The sequence below is a fragment of the Tsuneonella sp. HG222 genome, from assembly GCF_053819185.1.
Map to the genome: position 1 here is coordinate 1053757 of NZ_JBSOQZ010000001.1, position 20917 is coordinate 1074673.

The window sequence follows — 20917 nt, forward strand, 5'->3', positions numbered from 1 at the left end:
AACCGACCGATGAATCGCAGCATCCTTTTTGCCGCCGCCTGCACCGCGCTGATCGCCGGGGCCGCCGCCGCGCATCATTCCGCCGCGCACTTCAACTTCCGCACCCCGGTGACCAAGACGGGCACGGTCAAGCTGCTGCGGGTGATCAACCCGCACACGCACATGATCGTGACCATCACCGACGGGAAGGGCACGCGCGAGTGGGATTTCGAAGGCCACAGCGCCTCGAACTTCTACCGTTCGGGCTACACGCGCGGATCGGTCAAGGCGGGTGACACGATCGCGGTCACCTTCGCACCGCTGCGCGACGGGTCCGACGGGGGCTACATCGTGGCCTTCACCACCGCCGGCGGCGAAAAGGTCGGCTTCGCGCCGCCTCCCTAGGCGGGCCAACCGGGCCGACTGGTCGGGGAGACAGGATTCGAACCTGCGACATCTTGCTCCCAAAGCAAGCGCGCTACCGGACTGCGCCACTCCCCGACCCTGGTCGACGCGCAAGGCTGGTGGGCCCGGCAGGACTCGAACCCGCGACCTAGCCGTTATGAGCGGCCAGCTCTAACCAACTGAGCTACAGGCCCGTACCACCGCTTGCGCGGCGCTTCGCTTAGGCGCGCGCCTGCCGCCTGTCTAGCGTTCGACCGCGCGCATGATGCCGGCAACGGTGGTCGGCTCGACCCCGCGCATACGGCAATAGTCGAACACCCGGCGCCACCAGTCGTACAGCCCGTCGAGCCCGGCATCGTCGCGCACGTAGGGCGTAAAGCCGGGCTGGAGCGAGGGGCTGTGGAAAGAGAACACCAGCAGAGGCAGCCCGTCGTCGATCGCGATGTCGATCGCGCGGACGGCTTCGTCGCTGCTTACCCCTTCGGGCGTGAGCGCGATGCGTTCGAGCAGGCCGAGGCGCGAGAGCAGGCCCGGCAGCATCGGGACCTTCTGGGCCGCCGGAAACAGCGCCGAACCCTGCTTGCGCAGCAGGCCCCACCAGACGGTGGTGACCGGCAGCTCGAGCACGGTGCGCTCACGGTCGATCCAGAACGGATCGAGCGGAAAGCCGCGGTAATCGGGCCCTTCGCCCGCCGAATAGTCGAAGTTCGAACGCACAGAGGTGTCGATTGCGATGCCGTTGTCGCGCAGCAGCTCGGCGGTGTGCGGCCCGGTGCCATAGCGGCCGGCGCGGTAGATCAGCGGCGCCACGCCGAAGGCCTCTTCGATCCGGTCGCGCAGCTGGCCCAGCTTGGCGGCCTCCAGATCGCGCGGCAGGTTGCCGGCGAAGGAGTTGCGGGCCGTCACTTCCTCGTCGAACGGTGGGTTGACCCACGGGTGGAGCTGGACGCCGATCTCCGCCTTGCCGGCGGCGATCGCGGGGCGCAGGATATCGGCGGCGAGGGTCGAGTTGGCGATCGGCCAGTCCACCAGATAGACCGGCGCCACGCCCAGGCTTTCGCAGAACGACTGGAACTTCGCCAGGCGGGGGACGTGGTTCAGACCGTGGCGATCGCGCGTGAACGGGCCCGACCAGTCGAATTCCTCCTCGGTATCGACGGTGACGATGAAGCGCCGGCCGAAATCGGCGGAGAAGCGCGCACGGGCAGAAGGCGGCGGGACTGGGCAGATGGCTTGCATTGCCGACACGTCTCCACTCTCAGCCGGCGGATCCCCCGGCCATGTCGCCATCGCTATGCCCGCCGCCGACTCCGGTCAAGGCAGGCAGGCGGAGCACTAGCGTCTCGCCGTTAACGTCGAGTGACCCCCCGGCGGCCAGGGCCTCCGCGCGGGCAAGCCGCAGGGTGAAGCCGCTGCCGAACATGCCGGCGGTGACGGCGGCGGACTGGCTGGGCGCGGCCGTGGCGAAGACGTCGCCCGCCTGGGCGAGGCTGAGCGGCAGCTCGAACACAAGCTCGACCACTTGCCCGCCGCCGCGCAGGGACAGCTCGACCAGTTCGCCGGGCGCCAGCGAGCCGGCCAGCGTGGCGAGCAGTCGCCAAACGAGCAGCGCGGCATCCTCCTCGCCCAGCCGGACGGCGAAGCTGTCGCCGGAGGTCAGCAGCCGCATCCGGGCGCTGCGCGGGCGCATCACGCCCTCCAGCCGCCGGAGCGTGCGGTCGAGCATCAGTCGCAGGTTGGACCCGTCGGGCGAAAGGTCTTCCGCGCCTCCTTCGAGCCGCACCATGCGGTCGATCTCGTCGAACCCGGCCAGAAGCTTCGCCGCATCGACCCCGATCGCCGCGGCGAGCGCGCGATAGGCATTGGGCACCGGGGCGAAGAGCTGCTGCTGGATGATCTCGGCAAATCCCTGCACCGCGTTCACCGGCGTGCGCAGTTCGTGCAGCACCTGGCGCATCCGGTCGCCCGCGCCGCCGGGGTCGGGCTGCGTGGTCGCCGTGGCCGGACGGCGCAGGCGGCCCTGGTATCCGCGGAAGGCGCCGGTGCCTTTCGCGAAGCGGGGCGCGGCATCGAGCCGCCACTCGCCGGCGACAGCGCGGGTGCCGGGCAGGTCCACGCTGCCGCCGCGCACGGGCTGGCGCCGCGCCATGGCCCGGCCGGTGGCGGCATCGACGGTTCCCGGCCGGGTGAGCACGAGCCCGACGAGGAGCGGAGCAAATGCGCCCTCGGCCCAGGTGATCCGTCCGGCCGCATCGGTCGCGAAATCGCAGGCCGCGGCGGCGCCCTGGCCCGGGTCGGGCGCGCCGCCTTCCAGCGGGAGAGTAGGGGCCAGCGCGGCCGGTGCACCGGCGCGCGACTGGCGGAACGCCTCGATCCGGCGGACCAGCGCCGAGATATCCTCGCGCGCATCCGGTTCGGGTGCGGGTTCGGGCGCGGCTTCGGGCGCCGCGGGGGCGGCCTCGACCATCGTATCGTCGAGTTCGAGCAAACTGCCGGGGCCGGGCTGCGGCAGCACGAGATCGCGCACGCCCAGCCGGGCCAACAGCATTCGCGCCCCTTCGGGCAGGTCGCGCCGGTGGCGCAGGAACCCGCGCGCGATGATCGGCAGGCGAGGGATCAGGCGCTCCCACTCGTCCTCGCCCAGCCGCGCGGTCGCCATGGCCGCTGCCGCGGCCTGCGGGTCGCCTTGCGCCAGGTGCGCCAGCAGGCGCGGATTGCGCAGCCGCAGCCAGGGCTCGCGCAGGATGCGCGACCGTTCGCCCGGCGGAAGCCGTTCCTCGATCTCGGCGAGGCGCCCGTAAGCCGCCTGCACCAGCGGGCCGTCCGTCTCGGCCGGGGTCGAACCGAGCAGATCGAGCAACTGGCGATACTGCGTGCGCGCCGCTGCCTCGCCCGCGGCGCCCGAGCGCAGGACAGTGGCAAGGCGATCGTCGAGCAGCATCGAAACTCCACGCGCGCGCAAGAATGCGGAATGCACCACGCGGCAATGTGGCAATTAGCGATTTGGAAAACGCGCGAAACGCGAAGCTATGCACCGTTGCAAAGCGGGACGGTTGCGGCCATAGATAATAAAGTTTCCCGGGAACCTTTCGAATTGGCGCTTAGTTGCGGGATCGGGACCAATTTATGGCGTGGCAGGGCACGCTTCGGAGCAGGGAATGGCATCTCTCGATTCGATTGACCGCAAGCTTTTGTCCGAATTGCAGAGCGAGGGGAGAGTAACCAACGTCGAACTGGCGCAGCGCGTGGGCCTTACCGCCCCGCCGTGCCTGCGCCGCGTGCGCGCGCTGGAGGAAGACGGGGTCATCCGCGGCTACCACGCCGATCTCGACGCCTCGAAGCTGGGCTTCGCCATCACCGTCTTCGCGATGGTCAGCCTGAAGAGCCAGGCGGAAGAAGACCTGCGCGCCTTCGAGGACCACATCAAGGGCCTGCCCGAAGTGCGCGAGTGCCACATGCTCAACGGCGAGATCGACTTCATCCTCAAGATCGTCAGCCGCGACTTGCAGAGCTTTCAGGAATTCCTCACCAGCAAGCTGACCCCCGCGCCCAACGTGGCGAGCGTCAAGACCTCGCTGACGATCCGCACCGCCAAGCACGAACCGGGCGTGCCGCTGGGGTAGGACGGCTCAGCCGATTCCCCGCCATTCCAGCGGTTCAGGTAGCTCCTGCGCCGAATAATCCACCTGCAGGACCCGGCGGCGGCGTCCGCTCTCCGCGCGGTTGGAAGCGTGGAGGATCGGCGTCGCGTAAATCCAGACATCGCCAGCCTTTGCCAGGCAGGACTCGAGCGTACAGCGCCCGAGCGCCGCGCCGATCGCGTCTTCCGGGATGAGGCCGAACCGATGAGAGCCAAGGGCCACCAGCAAAGGCGCATTGGTCTCGTCGACCGGATCGACGTGGACCCGGATCGTCAGCATGTTTGCCAGAACGTCGAATGGCGGTGCGACGTGGACCAGGCCCTGCTTGCTGGTCCACGGCCCATAGCCTGGTACCTCGTGCCGTTCCTTCACGCAGATAGTGCGGTCCTGATGCCATCCGAGGGCCCAATTGTTCGCATCGGACTTGGTGAAGGCGATCGCCCGCACAGGTCGCGCCTTCGAACCGAGGAACCGGGCGGCAAGCGCGCCTATCGCTCCGGCGGCATTTAGCTCGGGAGTGAAAGAGCCCAGGTCCGTCAGGCGCGAACCGGCGCTGCGGTCGCTTTCGAACAGCGGGGCGATGCTCGGAAAAAGACGGTGGCGGCGCCGGGTTCGATGCACGCCCCTTCGTCACCGAAAAGGCTGGTCGTCAGCCTGCCTTCTCCCGCAACCAGTCCTCCAGCCACTTGATCGAATAGTCGCCGCTCAGCACGTCGGGCTGTTCGAGCAGCGCGCAGTGGAGCGGGATCGAGGTCTTCACCCCGTCGATGACCATTTCCTCCAGCGCGCGCTTGAGGCGCATGATGCAGCCTTCGCGCGTGCGGCCGTAGACGATCAGCTTGGCGATCATCGAATCGTAGTACGGCGGGATGCGGTAGCCCTGGTAGAGCCCGCTATCGACCCGCACATGCATGCCGCCCGCCGCGTGATAGGCGGTGATCTGGCCGGGGCTGGGGGCGAAGGTCCACGGATCCTCGGCGTTGATCCGGCATTCGATCGCGTGGCCCTTGAACTCGATCTCGTCCTGCGTGACCGACAGCGGCTTGCCGTCGGCGATGCGGATCTGCTCGCGCACCAGGTCGAGCCCGGTGATCGCCTCGGTCACCGGATGCTCCACCTGCAGGCGGGTGTTCATCTCGATGAAGTAGAACTCGCCGTTCTCCCACAGGAACTCGATCGTCCCCGCGCCGCGATAGCCCATGTCGGCCATCGCCTTCGACACGATCCCGCCCATGCGCATCCGCTCGTCGGGGGTGATGACGGGCGAGGGGGCCTCTTCCAGCACCTTCTGGTGGCGCCGCTGCAGCGAACAGTCGCGCTCGCCCAGGTGGATCGCGTTGCCCTCACCGTCGCCGAACACCTGGAACTCGATGTGCCGCGGGTTGCCGAGGTATTTCTCGATATAGACGGTGTCGTCGCCGAACGCGGCCTTGGCCTCGTTGCCGGCCTGCTTCATCAGCGTTTCGAGCTGGTCGGCGCTTTCGCACACCTTCATCCCGCGCCCGCCGCCGCCGCTGGCGGCCTTGATGATCACCGGGTAGCCGATTTCCTCGGCGATCCGGGCGCCTTCGACAGGGTCGCTGACCGCGCCGTCGCTGCCGGGGACGAGCGGCAGGCCCAGCGCGCCGGCGGTGCGCTTGGCCTCCACCTTGTCGCCCATCGTGCGGATGTGCTCGGGCTTGGGGCCGATCCAGGTAATCCCGTGCGCCTCGACGATCTCGGCGAACTGGGCGTTTTCGGACAGGAAGCCGTAGCCCGGGTGGATCGCGTCGGCATGGGCGATCTCGGCCGCGGAGATGATCGCCGCGACGTTGAGGTAGCTGTCCTTGGCCGGCGGCGGCCCGATGCAGATTGCATGGTCGGCCAGCCGCACGTGCATCGCATCGGCATCGGCGGTCGAGTGGACCGCCACGGTCTCGATGCCCATCTCGTGCGCGGCGCGGTGGATGCGCAGCGCGATCTCGCCGCGGTTGGCAATCAGGATGCGCTTGATCGCCATGGGGCTAGGCGACGACGATCAGCGGCTGGTCGTATTCGACCGGCTGGCCGCTATCGACCAGCACCGCCTTCACGGTCCCGGCGGCGGTGGCGGTGATCGGGTTCATGACCTTCATCGCCTCGACGATCAGCAGCGTGTCGCCCGGCTTCACCGCGTCGCCCACCTTGACGAACTCGGCCGCGCCCGGCTCGGGCGAGAGATAGACGGTGCCGACCATCGGGCTCTTGATCGCATTGGCGGTATCGGCCGCGGGGGCGGCGTCCGGCGCGGCAGCGGCGGGGGCTGCGGACGCCGGGGCCGGCGCTGCGGCGACGGGGGCGGCGACTTGCTGCACGGCGGCAGGCGCGGCAACCGCCGCGCGCGACACGCGGATGCGGCTGCCGCCGTCCTCCACTTCGATCTCGGTCAGGCCGGTCTCGGCCAGGACATCCGCCAGCTGGCGGACAAGCGTGGTATCTACGGACATGCCCGGCTTGCGCCCGGATGCGCCCTTGGATTCGGCCATTTGCGCCTCTTGTCAGTTCAAGCGGCGCCTATGCGCGGGCGCGGCGCGAAGGGCAAGGGGGCGCTGGCGGAGGGATCCCAAAGGGCAGGGCGTACGCACCCGGCGCTCAGAGCGCCGCGGCCTTTTCCAGCGCCACGACGTAGCCCTGCGCGCCCAGGCCCTTGACCGCATCGACCGCGCCCATCGCCACGTAGGAGATATGGCGGAACGGCTCGCGCGTTTCCGGGTCCGACAGGTGCACCTCGATCACCGGCACCTTGATCGACTTGATCGCGTCGAGCAGCGCGATCGAGGTGTGGGTATAGGCCCCGGCGTTGAGCAGCACCGCCTTCGCCCCTTCCGCGTGCGCTTCGTGCAGCCAGTCGACCAGGTGCCCTTCGTGGTTGGACTGGCGCATGTCGATCTCCAGCCCCAGATCGCGCGCCCGATCCTCCAGCATCCCGGCGATATCGTCGAGCGTGGTGGTGCCGTAGATCTCCGGCTGGCGGATGCCGAGCATGTTGAGGTTGGGGCCGTTGAGGACGTAGACAGTGGTGGACATGGGCCCGCTCTAGCGGGGGGATACAAGTTGGCAAGACAGCTGATGCGCCGCCGACGGCTGCCGGAACCCTCCGCACCGCGATGGGTTGCTTCTCCAGTTTAATCTCCCAGGGTCGAAATCGCCATGCCTGCAGCAAACTATCAGCCCGAACGGGGCTTCAAACTCGGTTCGGTTTCGACGCTTCGCGAGGGTATTGGCGATGCGAACGACGATGTGTTGGCGAACGGCAACCTCGTCACGACCTTCACCACGACCTACTCATTCATTTCGCGCGCGAGCACGGTCAACGTGGTGGTGCAGTCCCTGGACGGCGGGATCGTAAGGCAATTCACGCTCACCTTACCCGGGCTCCAGAGCGAGGCGGATGTCCTGGCCACGAGCGACGGGGGCTTCGCGATCACCTGGGCGCAAGCCTCATATTCGTCCTCGACCGGCCAGTCGGGCGCGGGCGACATCTATCTCCAGCGCTTCGATGCGCAGGGCAACGCACGGTCCGAACCTGTCCTGGTGAACGCCGTTCCCGATAGCGGCTTCGCCCCCGGCATGTCGGACCATACGCCGACGGTTGCCGAGCTCGGCGATGGCTCGCTGGCCATAGCCTGGGTCAGCACGCGTTCCGGCTCGGCGGATATCTACGCCTCGATCTTCAGCCCGACGGGCCAGCCGGTTGCACAGGACATCCTCGTCCACGCTAACACCGCGGGATCGCAGGAACAGCCGGTCGTCATCGATCTCGGGAGCGGCAATTTCCTCGTCGCCTGGCACACCAACACGGGACCCACCGGCGAAAACGATGGCGAGCTGCACGGACAGGTCTTCGACCGGACCGGCGCCCGCGTCGGCGGCGAGTTCCTGATCAACACGCAGAATGCCGGCGACCAGTTCGCGGTCTCTGCAGCGACGCTGGCCAACGGCAACGCCATCGTGGTCTGGGAGAGCAACCTGCTGATCAAGGCGCAGTTGTTCGATCCGTCCGGCAACAGGGTGGGCACCGAGTTCACGGTCGCCCCGCAGCAGTTCGAGCAGATGCGCCCCTATGTCGCGCCGGCTGTCGATGGCGGATTCGTGGTCGGCTGGATCGACAACGGGGCCGGGATCGCCGCGCGCTCATTCAATGCCGACACGACGCCGCTCGGCGATGCGTTTCGCGTGGTCGAAGGACTGGTCTCATCTTTCGAGCTCGACCTGCAGGGGCAGGGCGGGCTTGCGGTATCCTATTCGATCGACAGGACCGTCTATTCGCGCCTGCTGACGAGCGTGCCGGCACAAACGATCACCGGATCCCCGGCCAGCGAGGACCTTTACGGCAACTCGCTCGACAATACGATCTACGGCCTCGCCGGCAACGATCAGCTGTTCGGCGGCGCGGGCAACGATCGCCTGTTCGGCGGCACCGGGATCAATTTCATCGACGGTGGTCCGGGCATCGACACGGTCGATTTTTCGGGCTGGGGCTATCCCGTGCAGGTCGACCTGCTCAACAACGTCGCCGCGCACGAGGATGCGACCGATTACGTGTTCAACGTCGAAAACGTCATCGGCTCCGCCTTCGCGGATGTGCTGATCGGCGATGCGCAGGAAAATCGCCTCGAGGGCGGTTCGGGCGACGACCTGCTGGCGGGCGGTGCGGGCGCCGATGCGCTGATCGGCGGCGCGGGCAGCGATACGGCGAGCTACGAAGGCAATTTCGGCGGCGTCTTCGTCAACCTGACGCTGGGCAAGGGCTATACCAACTTCGCTTTCGGTGACACGTACGATTCAATCGAGAACGTGCTCGGCAGCTCTTTCGCCGACTTCCTGATCGGCGATCCGGGGATCAACCGGCTCGACGGCGGCCCGGGTAACGACACCGTGATCGGCGGTATCGGGCCCGACATCCTGATCGGAGGGGCGGGCAGCGACACGCTCAGCTTCGAGGACAATTCCGGCACTGTCTTTGTCGATCTCAAGTCGGGCAAGGGCTACAATAACGCGGCGCAGGGCGACACCTTCTCGGGCTTCGAGAACGTCATCGGTGGGCTGTTTGACGATACGCTGATCGGCGACGATGGCGCCAACTTCCTCGACGGCGCGATGGGCGCCGATACGCTGGTCGGCGCCGGCGGGGCGGACACCTTCGCCTTTTCCTACGCACCGGGCGCGACGAGCGTGTGGGGCAGCCCCAACGTGGACACGATCGTCGACTTCAAGACCGGTGAGGACAAGCTGGCGATCAGTTCGGCGGCGTTTGGCGGGGTTCTGACGCCCGGCGCCTTGCCGTCCGATCGGTTTCTCGTCGGCTCGGCCGCAGGCGATTCCAACGACCGCTTCGTCTACGACCAGGCCAGTGGGAAACTGTATTTCGATGCCGACGGGAATGGGTCAGGCGCCCCGGTCCTCATGGCGATGTTCCTCAATCACGATCCGGTGGCGGCCAGCGATTTCGTGATCGTCTGACCGGTCGCAACGTCCGCTAGTCACCCATAACCGGCCGTTCGCGGATGGCGCGGAGGTCACCAAAAAGCTGACAGGCAGTTATCGCGCTTTCAGGTTCGAATGCGGACCTTCTGAAACGTCCGGGTTTGGAGGCGGCAAACGTTCCTGAAAGGCGCAAGCTGACCTCGACCCGGTCCAGTGGGACCTTCCGTTGCAAGGGTGGAACAAACGCCCAGGGCGACGGTTCGGACAAAGGGCGGTGCGCCCTACCCTAGCGGCGCCATCGTACTTCCATCGGAGGCTATCATGGCCAAACTTGCTCTCTACGTGCCGCTAAAAGCTAAACCCGGCAAAGAAGGCGAGGTCGCAGCATTCCTCCGTTCGGCGCTTCCCCTCGTTAACGAGGAAGCGGGCACGCTGAACTGGTACGCCCTTGAAAGTGCGGCTGGGCAGTATGCAATCTTTGACACGTTCGACAGCGAAGAAGATCGACAAGCGCACCTTGATGGCAAGGTGGCTGCAGCCCTGATGGAAAAGGCGAGCGAACTCTTCGCGGAGTCGCCGCAAATCCACAAACTCACAATCCTCGCAGCGAAGTAGCTCCGCCATCCGGCGGGCGCGGGGCTAGACATCCGCTTTCCTCCCCATGATTGGTCGTTCGTACACGGCTCGGCGTTTCCTTAAGCTGATAGGCAACTTCTGCCCTGGCTGAGCTGGGAACGGTCTTCCGCCCTGTGCGCTCTTGGCGTTCGGCCGGGCTTCTATGGTCCTCAGAGCAGGTGCCGGTTTGCCTGGACCGGCGTCAGCAACAGGGACGAAGGTAGTTCACCGGCTTGCACCACGAACTCCGATTCATCGACCGTATCAGCTATTCTATTGTAGACGATCCGATAATATACTGGCGTGGCAAGAAGAGGACCGGTGATGGTTGTCTGTGTCACCAATTGCTTCTTATCACCACAATAAACGATCGTCCTCTCGCTGCTGTCGATAGCGCGAAATTTGAGCGAAATGGATTCGCGATCTGTTTGTGCCGATACATCGAAAACCTGCCCATCATCCAGCGTCCACTTAATCGTCTCTTCACCGGTCGAAACCAGGACTTTTCGTTTGGCATCATTCTTGATCCAAAATCGACCTCCGGCAAACAGGATCTTAACAGCGTAGACAGGCGCGCCTGCCTTGCGTAGCCGACGAGCGAAGTGAAGCCGGGCGACGGAGGGTGGCATGGCACGGATGGCGGCATTGAGCACATCCATGGCGTTATCGCTTCGCTTCTCATCCATGATATAGCTGCCCGGAAGCAGCCTTTGCGCCGCGCCGGCCGAACATGGTGCAATAACCACTATTTCGTTCGGAAGTCTTTTGGGTGAATCGGGCGGTCCGATGAGAGGCTCATCCCTGGTCGCGGCGCCATGGTCGATCCCGTGAACCGTGGACGTCCGACCAGGCGGTGCTTCCTGGGCGAGCGTTGGCGACCAGAAAGACGCGGCTGCGAGAATCAATAGACCAAAGACGGTTCTTGCCATTTGGCTCTCCAGACCTATCGGATACACTATTCCAACGAAGACCATAATTGCCGCGTGCGAGCGAAGCTTGGCAACGGCAACTCTCGACAGTCCATCTTTCTGTGCAACAGTCTTTTCCGTGTTCGCTTTCCACCCCATTCTCGGACGTTCGCGGATGATGCAGCGTATTGGGCCTACCGCTCCACGCCCTTGACCTTCCCCCATTGGCGCGCGGCCGTGTAGCCGAGGTAGCCGGTGCCGAAGAGCGCGTAGAGCTCGTCGGGCAGGCCGCGCAGGTAGGCGGTCATGCCCTGGCCGATGTTGGTCGCGGCCGCCGGATCGAAGGCGGACAGCACGCCCATCGGCAGGGCGAACAGGATGATCGCGTACATCACGTAGAGAAAGCTGGGCCGGGCGCGGCTGGTCCATGGGTCGGTGGAGTTCGCTTCCGCCACGATGGCCGACATCTGCGCCTCGAACCGGGCGAGTTCCTGCGAGCCTTCCAGCCGGATCAGTTCGAGCTTGGCCTTCTCGCGCGCGGCCTTGTCGGGAATGACCTTGTCGATGATAGAGGCAAGCGGGCCGATGATGGTGTCGAGGAACATGCGAATCGCCTTTGGTTCGGGTTTTTGTCTCGATGAACCATATCGGTTCTTGTAGGAAAATGGTTTTTGCCGGGAGGGATGCGATGAGGCTTGCGCGGTTCGAGATTGGCGGGGCGGTCGATTGCGGCGTCGTGGTCGGCGACGGGATCGTCGCGCTGGGTGAGCCCGATATGCTGGCGATCGTTGCGGGCGGCCGCGACGGGCTGGCCCGGATCGCGGCGCAAGTCGCCGGCCGCTCGCCCGACCATGCGCTGGACGCGGTGCGCCTGCTCGCGCCGCTGCGGCCCGGCAAGTACATGGCGATCGGCATGAACTACGCCCGTCACAACGCCGAGATGGGCCGCGACGGCCCGCCGCCCCGGCAGTACTGGTTCAACAAGCAGACGACCTGCATCAGCGGCCCGTTCGACCCGATCGACCCCGGCGTTTCGGAGGCGGTCGACTACGAAGTCGAGCTCGGCGTCGTCATCGGCGCGAAAGTGAAGAATTCATCGGCCGCGGAGGCGCTGAATTTCGTCTTCGGCTATCTGGTCGCCAACGACGTCTCGGCCCGCGACTGGCAAAAGCACAGCCCGACCTTCACCATGGGCAAGAGCTTCGATACCCACGGCCCGATCGGCCCCTGGATCGTCACCGCAGACGAAATTCCCGACCCCCAGAACCTTGCCCTGCGCTGCCTCGTCAACGGCGTGGTGCGGCAGCAGAGCAATACCGACAACATGATCCACACCGTCGCCGCGCAGATCGAATACCTCTCGACCGCCATGACCCTCGAGCCCGGCGACCTCATCGCCACCGGCACGCCCGAGGGCGTGGGCGCAGGAATGGACCCGCCGCGTTTCCTGCAGGCAGGCGACGTGGTGCGCTGCGAGATCGACGGCATCGGCGCGATCGAGAACCGGGTGGCCGCGCCGCTTACTGCGTGAATGCCGCCAAGGTTCTTGCCAGGCGCAAAAAGACGGCGGAACCTGCCCGCGGGCGGCGAATCGCCGCGAGGGGAGGGGACGGCCGATGGACCACGCCACGCTGGATTCGATCACGGACATTGCCGCGCACCGCTGGAAGACCCGCTCGACCGATCCGCGCACCGCGCAGCTGATGGAATCGCTGGTGCGCCATCTCCACGCCTTCGCGCGGGAGAACGAGCTGACCCTGGGCGAGTGGTTCGAGGCGACCGAATGGATGTCGCGCACCGGCCGCATCAGCGACGCAAAGCGCAAGGAGTTCATCCTCGCGTCCGACGTGCTTGGCCTGTCGATGCTCCTCGAACTGATGCACGACGGCAAGCCGGGCGGGGCGACGCAGAACAGCCTGCTCGGCCCGTTCTACATCGAGGATTCGCCCCTTATCGGATACGGCGAGCGCCTGCCCGGGATCGCTGATGGCGATGGCGAGCCGCTGATCGTGTCGGGCACGGTGAGCGACCTGGCGGGCAACCCGCTGGCCGGCGCGCTGATCGACGTGTGGCAGAACGATGCCGAGGGCACCTACGAGGCGCAGCTCGAACGCTGCGAAGCCCCGTATCACCGCGCCAAGATCCGCACGCGGGACGACGGAAGCTACATGTTCCGCACGGTCGTGCCGGTCGATTACTCGATCCCGACCGACGGGCCGGTCGGCCAGCTTATCGGCCGCACCACGATCTCCGACGTGCGCCCGGCGCACATCCATTTCAAGGTCGAGGCGGACGGCCATGCGCCGCTGGTGACGCACGTGTTCGACGGGCGTTCGAAGTCGCTCGCCACCGACCCTGTGTTCGGCACGCGCGACGGCCTGCTGCTCGATTTCGCGGAGTGCCCCGCGGGCACCGCGCCCAACGGCGATGCGATCGACCGGCCGTTCCGCGCCGTGGCGCTCGATTTCAGGCTGGCCTGAGGGGGCGCCGGCACGATCGGCCGGAAACCACTGGTCGGGACGAGAGGATTCGAACCTCCGACCCCCACACCCCCAGTGTGATGCGCTACCAGGCTGCGCTACGTCCCGATCCAGTGGAGGCCGGGCCTATAAGGCCGGTCCCGCGCCAAGGCAAGGCGGGGAATGCACAGGCAATGCAGCGCGGAATGCGCGGGGCGAATGAGCCCGTTCGATTGCGTGTGTGTTGCATTGCTGCTACGCGCGGCGCCCATCGGACCGGGGGTGCATTGCCGCCCCCTTCACAGGCCGCAACCGGACACCATCTCTCCCGCCATCATGGACCACAACAATGCTTGATTTCCTTTCCGCCGGAGCCGCCGCAGGCGCAGCGCCGGGCTGGACCGGTTTCCTGCCGATCATCGGCATGGTCGCCATCTTCTGGTTCCTCATCATCCGCCCGCAGATGCGCCAGCAGAAGGCCCACCGCGAAAAGATCGCCAGCGTGAAGAAGGGCGACCAGGTCGTCACCGCGGGCGGGATCGTGGGCAAGGTCGTCAAGGTCGACGACCAGTACGCGGAGATCGACATCGCCCAGGGCGTGCGGGTCAAGGTGGTCAAGGCGACGCTGGGCGACATCGTCGCCCCGGGCGGCAAGCCGGCCAACGACTGACCGCAGCAGGATTCAACCGACGATGCTCGATTTTCCCCGCTGGAAGCGCGTGTGGCTCTGGGCCGTCACGCTATTCTTCTCGGTCGCGGCGCTGCCTTCGCTTCTTGCGCTGGCCAACGTCAACCTGCCGTCGGCCCTGCCTTCGCCGATGGTCAACCTGGGTCTCGACCTGGCGGGCGGAAGCCACATCCTGCTCGAGGCAAACCCGGCGCAGGTTGCCGGGCAGCGGCTCGAGGCGATGGAGGAATCGGTCCGCACGGCGATGCGCCAGGCGGAGCCGCGCATCAGGATCGGCGACATCTCGACATCGGGCGGCCGCCTGTCGTTCATGATCGACGATTCTTCGCGGGTGGATGCGGCGCGCGAGGCGATCCTGCCGGCGGTCAACGGCACCGGCACGGTGCGCGAATGGGACCTGCAGGTTGTCGATGGCAGCCGGTTCGTCATCACGCCGACCCAGCCCGGGCTCGAAGCGGCGGTCGCCTCGGCGATGGAAAGCGCCACGGAAGTCGTGCGCAAGCGGATCGACGCGCTCGGCACGCGCGAGCCGACGATCATTCGCCAGGGTCCCGAACGCATCGTGGTGCAGGTGCCCGGCCTGCAGGATCCGCAGCAGCTCAAGGACCTGCTCGGCCAGACCGCCGAACTGGAATTCAAGCTTGTCGACACGACCGCGCCGCAGTCCGACGTGGCGCAGGGCATCGCGCCCGCCGGCAGCGAGATCCTGCCCTACGACGAGACCTCGCCCTACGCCGGCCAGTTCATCGCGGTGAAGCGCCTGGGCGGCATCCGCGGGGATTCGCTGACCAACGCCCAGCAGAGCTTCGCGCAGCAGACCAACGAGCCGATCGTCAACATCACCTTCGACAGCCAGGGCGGCTCGCGCTTCGCCCGGCTGACGAGCGAGAACGTCAACAAGCCGTTCGCCATCATCCTCGACGGCAAGGTTCTCTCCGCGCCCAACATCAACGAGGCGATCCTGGGCGGCACGGCGCAGATTTCCGGCGGGTTCACCGTGGAAACCGCCAACAGCCTGGCGATCGCGCTGCGCTCGGGCGCGCTGCCGGTCGACCTGACCGTGATCGAGGAGCGCACCGTCGGGCCCGATCTGGGTGCCGATTCGATCGAGAAGGGCGGCATCGCGCTGCTCGTGGGCCTCGGCGCGCTGATGGCCTTCATGATCGTAACCTACGGCCGGTTCGGCATCTACGCCTGCGTGGCGCTGATCCTGAACCTGATGATGATCCTGGGCGTGATGGCGCTGTTCGGGCCGCTCGCCGCGCTGACCCTGCCGGGCATCGCCGGCCTGGTGCTCACCGTGGGCGCCGCGGTCGACGCCAACGTGCTTATCAACGAGCGCATCCGCGAGGAGCGCGCCAAGGGACGCCGCGTGTTCCAGGCGGTCGAGCAGGGCTACAAGGAAGCCAGCCGCGCGATCTTCGACGCCAACATCACCAACGTGATCGCGGCGGTCATCATGTTCATGTTCGGCACCGGCCCGATCCGAGGCTTTGCCGTGGTTCTGATGATCGGCATCGTCACCTCGGTGTTCACCGCCGTGACGCTGACCCGCCTGTGGGTCTCCACCTGGCTGCGCCGCACCCGTCCCAACGATATCGTGCTGTAAGGATGAGCCCGGAATGAAACTGCTCAAGCTTATACCTGACAATACGAACATCCGCTTCCTGCGCTGGCGGGTGCCGTTCTACGTCATCAGCCTGCTGCTGATGGCGGCATCGATCGGCCTCGTCGCCACCAAGGGGCTCAACTTCGGCGTCGACTTCGTCGGCGGCCAGATGATCCGCATGACCTTTGTCGAAAGCGCCGAGGCGCCGGTGTCCGACCTGCGCCAGCGGATCGACGCGCTCGGCTACGGCGAGCCGATCATCCAGCAGTTCGGCGCGCCCAACGAAATCTCGATCCGCATGGCGCTGCCCGAGGGCTACGAGCAGGACCGCGCGCTTGCCTCGACAATGAGTTCGCAGATCGTCGAGGCCGTGCGCTCCGCCTATCCGGACGCGCGGCTGGACGGGAACGACACCGTTTCGGGCAAGGTCTCGGGCGAACTGGCGTGGGACGGGGCGATCGCACTGGCGCTCGCGATGATCGGCATCTCGATCTACATCTGGGTCCGCTTCGAATGGCAGTTCGGCATCGGAGCCCTGTTCGCGCTGCTCCACGACGTGACGCTGACACTGGGCATGTTCGCGCTGACGCAGATGGAGTTCGACCTCAACATCGTCGCCGCGCTGCTCACGCTGATCGGCTATTCGCTGAACGACAACATCGTGGTCTACGACCGGGTTCGCGAGAACCTGAAGAAGTACCGCAAGATGCCGCTGGCCGAACTGCTCGACCTGTCGGTCAACGAGACGCTGTCGCGCACCGTCGTCACCTCGACCTCGCTGCTCATCACGCTGGTCGCGCTGCTGTTGCTCGGCCCCGACGTGATCTTCGGCTTCACCGCGGCGATCACGCTGGGCATCTTCGTCGGCACCTACAGCTCGATCTACATGTCCACGCCGATCCTGATCTGGCTGGGCGTGACCGGGGACAGCTTCGTGCCGACCGAAACCGCGGCCGACCGGCAGGAACGGATCGCGCGCGAGGGGGTCTGACGGCTCCGGCACCCGGCCGGGCGCCACGCCCTTGCGCCGCTAGCGGGTGATTACGGCCGAGTAGATCTCGTCCAGCGCCGCCGCGTGGCTGGCCCAGCCGAACCGGGCCACCTGCGCGGCGACCGTCTCCGGCTCGGGCGGCGCCGCCAGCAGCACGTTGACGGCCGCGGCGATGGCGCCCGGATCGCGTGCGACGATCCGGCCCGCCGCATCCGAGGTCACCAGCTCCTTTGCCCCGCCAGCGTCGCTAATCACCACCGGGCAACCGCAGGCCAGCGCCTCCACCCAGGCGTTCGCCAGGCCCTCGCTGACCGATGGCGAGACGAGAGCGTTGCAGGCCGACAGGATGACCGGCAGCATCGTGTGATCGACCGAGCCCAGGAAATGGACCCGGTCGCCAAGTCCCGCTTCCTCGGCCTGGGCGCGCAGTTTCGCCTCGTCCTCGCCCCGGCCGACCAGCAGCAGTTGGGCGTGGGGAACCGAACCGAGCGCCTCGATCGCCAGGGCCTGTCCCTTGCGTTCGATCAGCGCGCCCACGGTGGCGAGCAGGGGCGCGCCGGGCGGCAGCGTGAAGCCGAAATTGAGCGCGATCCGGCGGCGACATTCGATCCGGTCGAGCGGCCGGAACAGGTCGCGGTCGAGCCCGGTGTAGTGAACCTCGATCTTCTCCTCGGGAAAGCCGAGCGCGGCCATGTCGGCCTTGAGCGCCTGCGATACCGCGAGCAATCGGCTTGCGCCGTCCGCTGCCTTGCGCATCTGCTTCAGGGGCAGCCGCTTCCTGCCCCAGTAGGAGATATCCGCCCCGCGCGCCTTGATCGCGAAGGGCAGCCGCAGATGCCCGGCGATCCGCGCGGCGGCGGGTCCGTCGGGATAGAAAAACTGGGCGTCGATCAGGTCGAACGGCTTCTCTGCGTGCAACCGCAGCGCTTCGGGCAGGACGGCACGGGCGATCAACGCGGGGTTGATCGGCCCGCTGACCCCGGGAAGAAGAGTGAAGGGCAAGCGGTGCACCGCAACCCGATGCTCGGCCGCACTGCCGAGCAGGTCGCGCCGCGCGGCGAAGCGGCCCGGCGCAAGCGGCGGAATGCCGATGGGATTGATGACGGTCACCTCCCACTCGCCGGTCCGGGCCAGCGCCTCCAGGCTGCGCGCAACGAAAGTGCCGAAGCGCGGCGCCTGCGCGTTGGGATAGAGCGTCGCCAGCGAAAGCAGGCGCTTCACAGCTTGCGAACCAGCATTTCCGCCACGGCCAGCCAGGCGGGCCGGTCCACCACCAGCTGCTTCTGCCCCGCGCCCGGCGGGAGCAGGCCGACCATGGTGCCCTGCCGGTCGATCAGCCGGCCGAAGGCAAACCGTCCCCCGGGGCGTGGAGCCAGCACGTCGCGGTTGATTATCCGGGGCGCTTCTTCCGGCGGCAACTGGCGGAGCCAGAGTTGGTCGCCCGCTCGATATTCCCCCTGGCTCGTCTCGATCGCCAGACACACCAGCGGCGCCTTCGCTTCGAGCGCGGTCGGCAGGATCGCGTCGCGCGGGTTGGGCAAGGCTTCGGCGCCCGTTTCGCCCAGCCGGGCGACGATCTGCGGCACGGCCGCCTCGCTTCCCTTGAGCAGCATCTCCGGCTCGCAGCCGAGCGCGGCGGCGATCTTGTTCATCCAGTCGAGCGAGAGATTCCGCATCCCGGTTTCGAGACGGCCGATGGTCTGCGGGGTCGTGGGCGGGGAACAGGCGGCGGCCACGTCGGCCAGCGTCATGCCCTTTTCCCGGCGGACGTCGCGGATGCGATTGATCACGGTATGCCCCTTAGAACCTAATTGGTTATTTCACTTTCCTACAACTCGCCAGATTGTCAAGGCTGGATGCGTTCTGAAATCGGGAGAATTGCATGAAGCGCGAACTGGTCGAACGCGAACTGACCGAAGTGGGGCCACGGCGTCGTGGCGGCATGGCGAAGCGCCGCCGGTCCGTCACCGTCAACCTGACCGAATCCCCGATTTCCTGGCTCCACGCGCGCGGGCACCTGGACGCGCGGCTGTTCGAAGCGGGCGAGCGGCTGCGGGCGGATTACGAGCGCGCCCAGCTTTCCGCCGGCGTGACGATGCGCTGGGAGCCGGTGCGCATCCGCGGCGGCGGGGATCCGGGTCTCAACCCGACCGAGCGGCAGATCGCGGCCAAGGCGCGCTTCGACGGCGCGATCGCCGAGGCGGGCAAGGGTCTGGCCGACATCCTGTGGCGCGTTGTCTGCGCCTGCGAACCCTTGCCTCAGGCCGAAAAAGCGCTCGACTGGCCGGCGCGCAGCGGCAAGCTGGTGCTGCGCCTCGCGCTCGACCGCGTAGCCGATTTCTACCGGCTGCCATGTGCGGCAATTTTTCTTCCCCAGGACCGTGTAACATCCGGTCCATGTCTCTGGCCTTGGCCCCTTGCGAAGCCGCACTTGGCGTGGGACGAGACGGCCATGACAGACCAGGCCCTTTACGACGTTTTCGACGCGATCTTCCACGGCGACATGGCGCTCGACCCGCAGCAGGCGACGGCGCTGGGCCTCGACAAGGGGGAGCTCGCGGCGGCGCGCAGCCGGCTGAATGGCGTGGGGCCGCAAGCCGAACGGAAAAGGTTCGATCACGCCCGCAATGCGCTCGCCGCCCTGCGCGCGATCGATCCGGCGGGCCTGTCCGCCACCGGGCAACTGCGCCGGCAGGTGGCTGAATACATGCTCGAACAGCGGCTGGTGGCCGAACAGTTCGCGGTGTCCGCGATGGGCTATCCTTATCGCATCAGCCAGCAGAACGGGGCGCACTGCAAGCTGCCCGACTACCTCGATTCGAAGCATCCGGTGGACAGCGCCGACGATGCCGAAGCCTATCTCGAGCGCTTGTCGGCCTTCGCCGGAGTGCTCGACGAGGAAAGCCGCACCAGCCACGAGGATGCGGCCCGCGGCTACCTCGCGCCGGACTGGGCGCTCGACTATGCCGAAGCGACGATGGGCAAGCTGCTTGCCCAGTCGCCCGAGGCGAGCGGCATGACCCGCTCGCTGGCCGAGCGCGCGGCAGCGAAAGGCATCGCCGGCACCTGGGCCGAGCAGGCGGCGGCGATCGTGGAGAACGAGGTCTATCCGGCCCTGCGCCGCCAGGCCGAGACGGTGCGCGAGCTGCGCCCGGCAAGTGCCCCGGGCGACGGGATCTGGCGCCTGCCCGACGGGGAGGAACACTATGCCGCCGCGCTCGCCTATTACACGACCACCGGCCAGTCGGCGGACGAGGTCCACGCCACGGGCCTTGCCCAGGTGGAGGAACTGTCCGCCCAGCTCGACACGATCCTGAGGGCCGAAGGGCTGACGCAAGGGAGCGTCGGCGCGCGGCTTGCGGAATTGAACAACCGGCCCGACCAGCTCTACGCCAACGACGATGCGGGAAGGGCGGCCTTGCTCGCGGTGCTCAACGAAGGCGTGGATTCCATGCAGGAGCGGCTGGGCGAGGTCATGGCGACCGTCCCCGAAGTGCCGATCGTGGTGAAGCGCGTGCCGCCCGAGATCGAGGACGGGGCCAGCGCAGGGTACTACTATGTCGCGGCGCTCGATGGGTCGCGCCCAGCGATGTATTGGGTCAACCTGCGCTCGACGCACGACTGGCCGCGCTACACGCTGCCAGCCCTGACCTATCATGAGGCGAACCCGGGGCATCACTACCACCTCAGCCTGGTCCAGCAGGACCGAGAACTGCCCTTGCTGCTCAAGAACTACTGGCTCTCCGCCTATGGCGAGGGCTGGGCGCTCTATGCCGAGATGCTGGCCGACGAGATGGGCGCCTACGAGGGGATCGAGCGCGCCGGGGCGCTGCAGTCGTGGCTGTTTCGCGCCGCGCGGCTGGTGGTCGACACGGGGCTGCACGCCCGCCGCTGGACGCTCGACGAGGCGACGCGCTATTTCGCCGACACCGTGGGCTTCACCCTGCCGCGCAGCCGGGCGGAGATCGAGCGCTATTGCGTGATGCCGGGGCAGGCCTGCAGCTACAAGGTCGGCCAGAACGAATGGGTGCGCCAGCGGATGCGGGCCGAACGGGCGCTGGGCGACCGGTTCGATCTCAAGCGCTTTCACGACCTGCTGACCGAAGGGCTGATGCCCTTGTCGATGTTCGACCGGCGCGTCGGCGCCTTCATCGAGCGCGAGGCGGCCTAGCTAAGG

At 66.9% G+C, this 20917-nt stretch carries 20 protein-coding genes and 3 tRNA genes; 10 read left to right on the top strand and 13 right to left on the bottom strand.

The genetic code is table 11. The features are described 5' to 3' along the window. Positions 1–9 precede the first annotated feature (9 nt). Positions 10–384 (top strand): DUF6152 family protein, encoded by a 375-nt coding sequence (locus ACWPMZ_RS05310; RefSeq protein WP_455702970.1) that lies wholly within the window; start codon positions 10–12, stop codon positions 382–384. 19 nt (positions 385–403) lie between these two features. Here the strand turns inward: ACWPMZ_RS05310 and ACWPMZ_RS05315 are convergent. The 4 genes from ACWPMZ_RS05315 to ACWPMZ_RS05330 form a co-directional block, all read right to left on the bottom strand. Further along, positions 404–480, bottom strand: a tRNA-Pro gene (locus tag ACWPMZ_RS05315). A gap of 21 nt (positions 481–501) precedes the next feature. After that, positions 502–578, bottom strand: a tRNA-Ile gene (locus ACWPMZ_RS05320). 49 nt (positions 579–627) lie between these two features. Then, complete coding sequence (locus ACWPMZ_RS05325; protein WP_455704168.1) at positions 628–1623, bottom strand: polysaccharide deacetylase family protein; 996 nt, start codon at positions 1621–1623, stop codon at positions 628–630. A 19-nt stretch (positions 1624–1642) separates the two neighbouring features. Continuing rightward, the gene (locus ACWPMZ_RS05330) at positions 1643–3325 is read right to left on the bottom strand and encodes a sensor histidine kinase (RefSeq protein ID WP_455702971.1); all 1683 of its coding nucleotides are present in this window, start codon (positions 3323–3325) and stop codon (positions 1643–1645) included. Between the two features lie 217 nt (positions 3326–3542). On the opposite strand from ACWPMZ_RS05330, the gene ACWPMZ_RS05335 reads away from it, so the two are divergent. Next, positions 3543–4007 (top strand): Lrp/AsnC family transcriptional regulator, encoded by a 465-nt coding sequence (locus tag ACWPMZ_RS05335; protein ID WP_455702972.1) that lies wholly within the window; start codon positions 3543–3545, stop codon positions 4005–4007. A 6-nt stretch (positions 4008–4013) separates the two neighbouring features. Here the strand turns inward: ACWPMZ_RS05335 and ACWPMZ_RS05340 are convergent, their stop codons facing one another. The 4 genes from ACWPMZ_RS05340 to aroQ all read right to left on the bottom strand — a co-directional run bounded on the left by ACWPMZ_RS05340 (position 4014) and on the right by aroQ (position 7070). Then, complete coding sequence (locus ACWPMZ_RS05340) at positions 4014–4646, bottom strand: phytanoyl-CoA dioxygenase family protein (RefSeq protein ID WP_455702973.1); 633 nt, start codon at positions 4644–4646, stop codon at positions 4014–4016. 28 nt (positions 4647–4674) lie between these two features. Continuing rightward, positions 4675–6024 carry an acetyl-CoA carboxylase biotin carboxylase subunit gene (gene accC, locus ACWPMZ_RS05345; protein ID WP_455702974.1) on the bottom strand — a complete coding sequence of 450 codons (1350 nt, stop codon included), beginning with the start codon at positions 6022–6024 and terminating at the stop codon, positions 4675–4677. 4 nt (positions 6025–6028) lie between these two features. Further along, positions 6029–6529: an acetyl-CoA carboxylase biotin carboxyl carrier protein gene (gene accB / locus ACWPMZ_RS05350; protein ID WP_455702975.1), complete on the bottom strand. Its 501-nt coding sequence runs from the start codon at positions 6527–6529 to the stop codon at positions 6029–6031. 106 nt (positions 6530–6635) lie between these two features. Beyond that, the gene (gene aroQ, locus ACWPMZ_RS05355; protein WP_455702976.1) at positions 6636–7070 is read right to left on the bottom strand and encodes a type II 3-dehydroquinate dehydratase; all 435 of its coding nucleotides are present in this window, start codon (positions 7068–7070) and stop codon (positions 6636–6638) included. Positions 7071–7193: 123 nt separating this feature from the next. On the opposite strand from aroQ, the gene ACWPMZ_RS05360 reads away from it, so the two are divergent. After that, positions 7194–9506, top strand: coding sequence for a calcium-binding protein (locus ACWPMZ_RS05360; RefSeq protein ID WP_455702977.1), 2313 nt, complete (start codon positions 7194–7196; stop codon positions 9504–9506). Between the two features lie 285 nt (positions 9507–9791). After that, complete coding sequence (locus ACWPMZ_RS05365) at positions 9792–10085, top strand: putative quinol monooxygenase (RefSeq protein ID WP_455702978.1); 294 nt, start codon at positions 9792–9794, stop codon at positions 10083–10085. Positions 10086–10255: 170 nt separating this feature from the next. On the opposite strand, the gene ACWPMZ_RS05370 is transcribed toward ACWPMZ_RS05365, so the two are convergent. Further along, positions 10256–11014, bottom strand: a complete 759-nt coding sequence (locus tag ACWPMZ_RS05370; RefSeq protein ID WP_455702979.1) for a hypothetical protein — start codon at positions 11012–11014, stop codon at positions 10256–10258. 173 nt (positions 11015–11187) lie between these two features. Continuing rightward, a complete protein-coding gene (locus tag ACWPMZ_RS05375) occupies positions 11188–11598 on the bottom strand; it encodes a holin family protein (RefSeq protein WP_455702980.1) in 411 nt (136 codons plus the stop codon). 83 nt (positions 11599–11681) lie between these two features. Here ACWPMZ_RS05375 and ACWPMZ_RS05380 point away from each other — a divergent pair, with 83 nt between their 5' ends. Next, positions 11682–12524: a fumarylacetoacetate hydrolase family protein gene (locus ACWPMZ_RS05380; RefSeq protein ID WP_455702981.1), complete on the top strand. Its 843-nt coding sequence runs from the start codon at positions 11682–11684 to the stop codon at positions 12522–12524. An 85-nt stretch (positions 12525–12609) separates the two neighbouring features. Further along, positions 12610–13473, top strand: coding sequence for a dioxygenase family protein (locus ACWPMZ_RS05385; RefSeq protein WP_455702982.1), 864 nt, complete (start codon positions 12610–12612; stop codon positions 13471–13473). A gap of 31 nt (positions 13474–13504) precedes the next feature. Here the strand turns inward: ACWPMZ_RS05385 and ACWPMZ_RS05390 are convergent. Next, positions 13505–13581, bottom strand: a tRNA-Pro gene (locus tag ACWPMZ_RS05390). 220 nt (positions 13582–13801) lie between these two features. Here ACWPMZ_RS05390 and yajC point away from each other — a divergent pair. The 3 genes from yajC to secF are packed head-to-tail and all read left to right on the top strand — an operon-like array spanning position 13802 to position 16740. After that, entirely contained in the window at positions 13802–14122 is a 321-nt protein-coding gene (gene yajC, locus ACWPMZ_RS05395; RefSeq protein WP_455702983.1) for a preprotein translocase subunit YajC, read from the top strand. 22 nt (positions 14123–14144) lie between these two features. Further along, positions 14145–15749 carry a protein translocase subunit SecD gene (gene secD / locus ACWPMZ_RS05400; RefSeq protein ID WP_455702984.1) on the top strand — a complete coding sequence of 535 codons (1605 nt, stop codon included), beginning with the start codon at positions 14145–14147 and terminating at the stop codon, positions 15747–15749. A 13-nt stretch (positions 15750–15762) separates the two neighbouring features. Next, on the top strand, positions 15763–16740 hold the full coding sequence (gene secF / locus ACWPMZ_RS05405; protein ID WP_455702985.1) for a protein translocase subunit SecF: 978 nt from the start codon (positions 15763–15765) through the stop codon (positions 16738–16740). Positions 16741–16779: 39 nt separating this feature from the next. Here the strand turns inward: secF and ACWPMZ_RS05410 are convergent, their stop codons facing one another. Then, on the bottom strand, positions 16780–17961 hold the full coding sequence (locus tag ACWPMZ_RS05410; RefSeq protein ID WP_455702986.1) for a glycosyltransferase: 1182 nt from the start codon (positions 17959–17961) through the stop codon (positions 16780–16782). Then, positions 17958–18530 carry a helix-turn-helix domain-containing protein gene (locus ACWPMZ_RS05415; RefSeq protein ID WP_455702987.1) on the bottom strand — a complete coding sequence of 191 codons (573 nt, stop codon included), beginning with the start codon at positions 18528–18530 and terminating at the stop codon, positions 17958–17960. The genes ACWPMZ_RS05410 and ACWPMZ_RS05415 overlap by 4 nt, the downstream gene beginning before the upstream one ends. Positions 18531–18622: 92 nt before the next feature. Here ACWPMZ_RS05415 and ACWPMZ_RS05420 point away from each other — a divergent pair, with 92 nt between their 5' ends. Beyond that, on the top strand, positions 18623–20911 hold the full coding sequence (locus tag ACWPMZ_RS05420) for a DUF885 family protein (RefSeq protein WP_455702988.1): 2289 nt from the start codon (positions 18623–18625) through the stop codon (positions 20909–20911). Positions 20912–20917: the final 6 nt, after the last annotated feature.

Coding starts and splice junctions, on each gene's coding strand:
- accB (WP_455702975.1), bottom strand. CDS start 6,529: ATGGCCGAATCCAAGGGCGCATCCGGGCGCAAGCCGGGCATGTCCGTA.
- accC (WP_455702974.1), bottom strand. CDS start 6,024: ATGGCGATCAAGCGCATCCTGATTGCCAACCGCGGCGAGATCGCGCTG.
- ACWPMZ_RS05380 (WP_455702981.1), top strand. CDS start 11,682: ATGAGGCTTGCGCGGTTCGAGATTGGCGGGGCGGTCGATTGCGGCGTC.
- yajC (WP_455702983.1), top strand. CDS start 13,802: ATGCTTGATTTCCTTTCCGCCGGAGCCGCCGCAGGCGCAGCGCCGGGC.
- ACWPMZ_RS05375 (WP_455702980.1), bottom strand. CDS start 11,598: ATGTTCCTCGACACCATCATCGGCCCGCTTGCCTCTATCATCGACAAG.
- ACWPMZ_RS05365 (WP_455702978.1), top strand. CDS start 9,792: ATGGCCAAACTTGCTCTCTACGTGCCGCTAAAAGCTAAACCCGGCAAA.
- ACWPMZ_RS05330 (WP_455702971.1), bottom strand. CDS start 3,325: ATGCTGCTCGACGATCGCCTTGCCACTGTCCTGCGCTCGGGCGCCGCG.
- ACWPMZ_RS05335 (WP_455702972.1), top strand. CDS start 3,543: ATGGCATCTCTCGATTCGATTGACCGCAAGCTTTTGTCCGAATTGCAG.
- secD (WP_455702984.1), top strand. CDS start 14,145: ATGCTCGATTTTCCCCGCTGGAAGCGCGTGTGGCTCTGGGCCGTCACG.
- ACWPMZ_RS05325 (WP_455704168.1), bottom strand. CDS start 1,623: ATGCAAGCCATCTGCCCAGTCCCGCCGCCTTCTGCCCGTGCGCGCTTC.
- ACWPMZ_RS05420 (WP_455702988.1), top strand. CDS start 18,623: ATGAAGCGCGAACTGGTCGAACGCGAACTGACCGAAGTGGGGCCACGG.
- aroQ (WP_455702976.1), bottom strand. CDS start 7,070: ATGTCCACCACTGTCTACGTCCTCAACGGCCCCAACCTCAACATGCTC.
- ACWPMZ_RS05370 (WP_455702979.1), bottom strand. CDS start 11,014: ATGGCAAGAACCGTCTTTGGTCTATTGATTCTCGCAGCCGCGTCTTTC.
- secF (WP_455702985.1), top strand. CDS start 15,763: ATGAAACTGCTCAAGCTTATACCTGACAATACGAACATCCGCTTCCTG.
- ACWPMZ_RS05385 (WP_455702982.1), top strand. CDS start 12,610: ATGGACCACGCCACGCTGGATTCGATCACGGACATTGCCGCGCACCGC.
- ACWPMZ_RS05310 (WP_455702970.1), top strand. CDS start 10: ATGAATCGCAGCATCCTTTTTGCCGCCGCCTGCACCGCGCTGATCGCC.
- ACWPMZ_RS05360 (WP_455702977.1), top strand. CDS start 7,194: ATGCCTGCAGCAAACTATCAGCCCGAACGGGGCTTCAAACTCGGTTCG.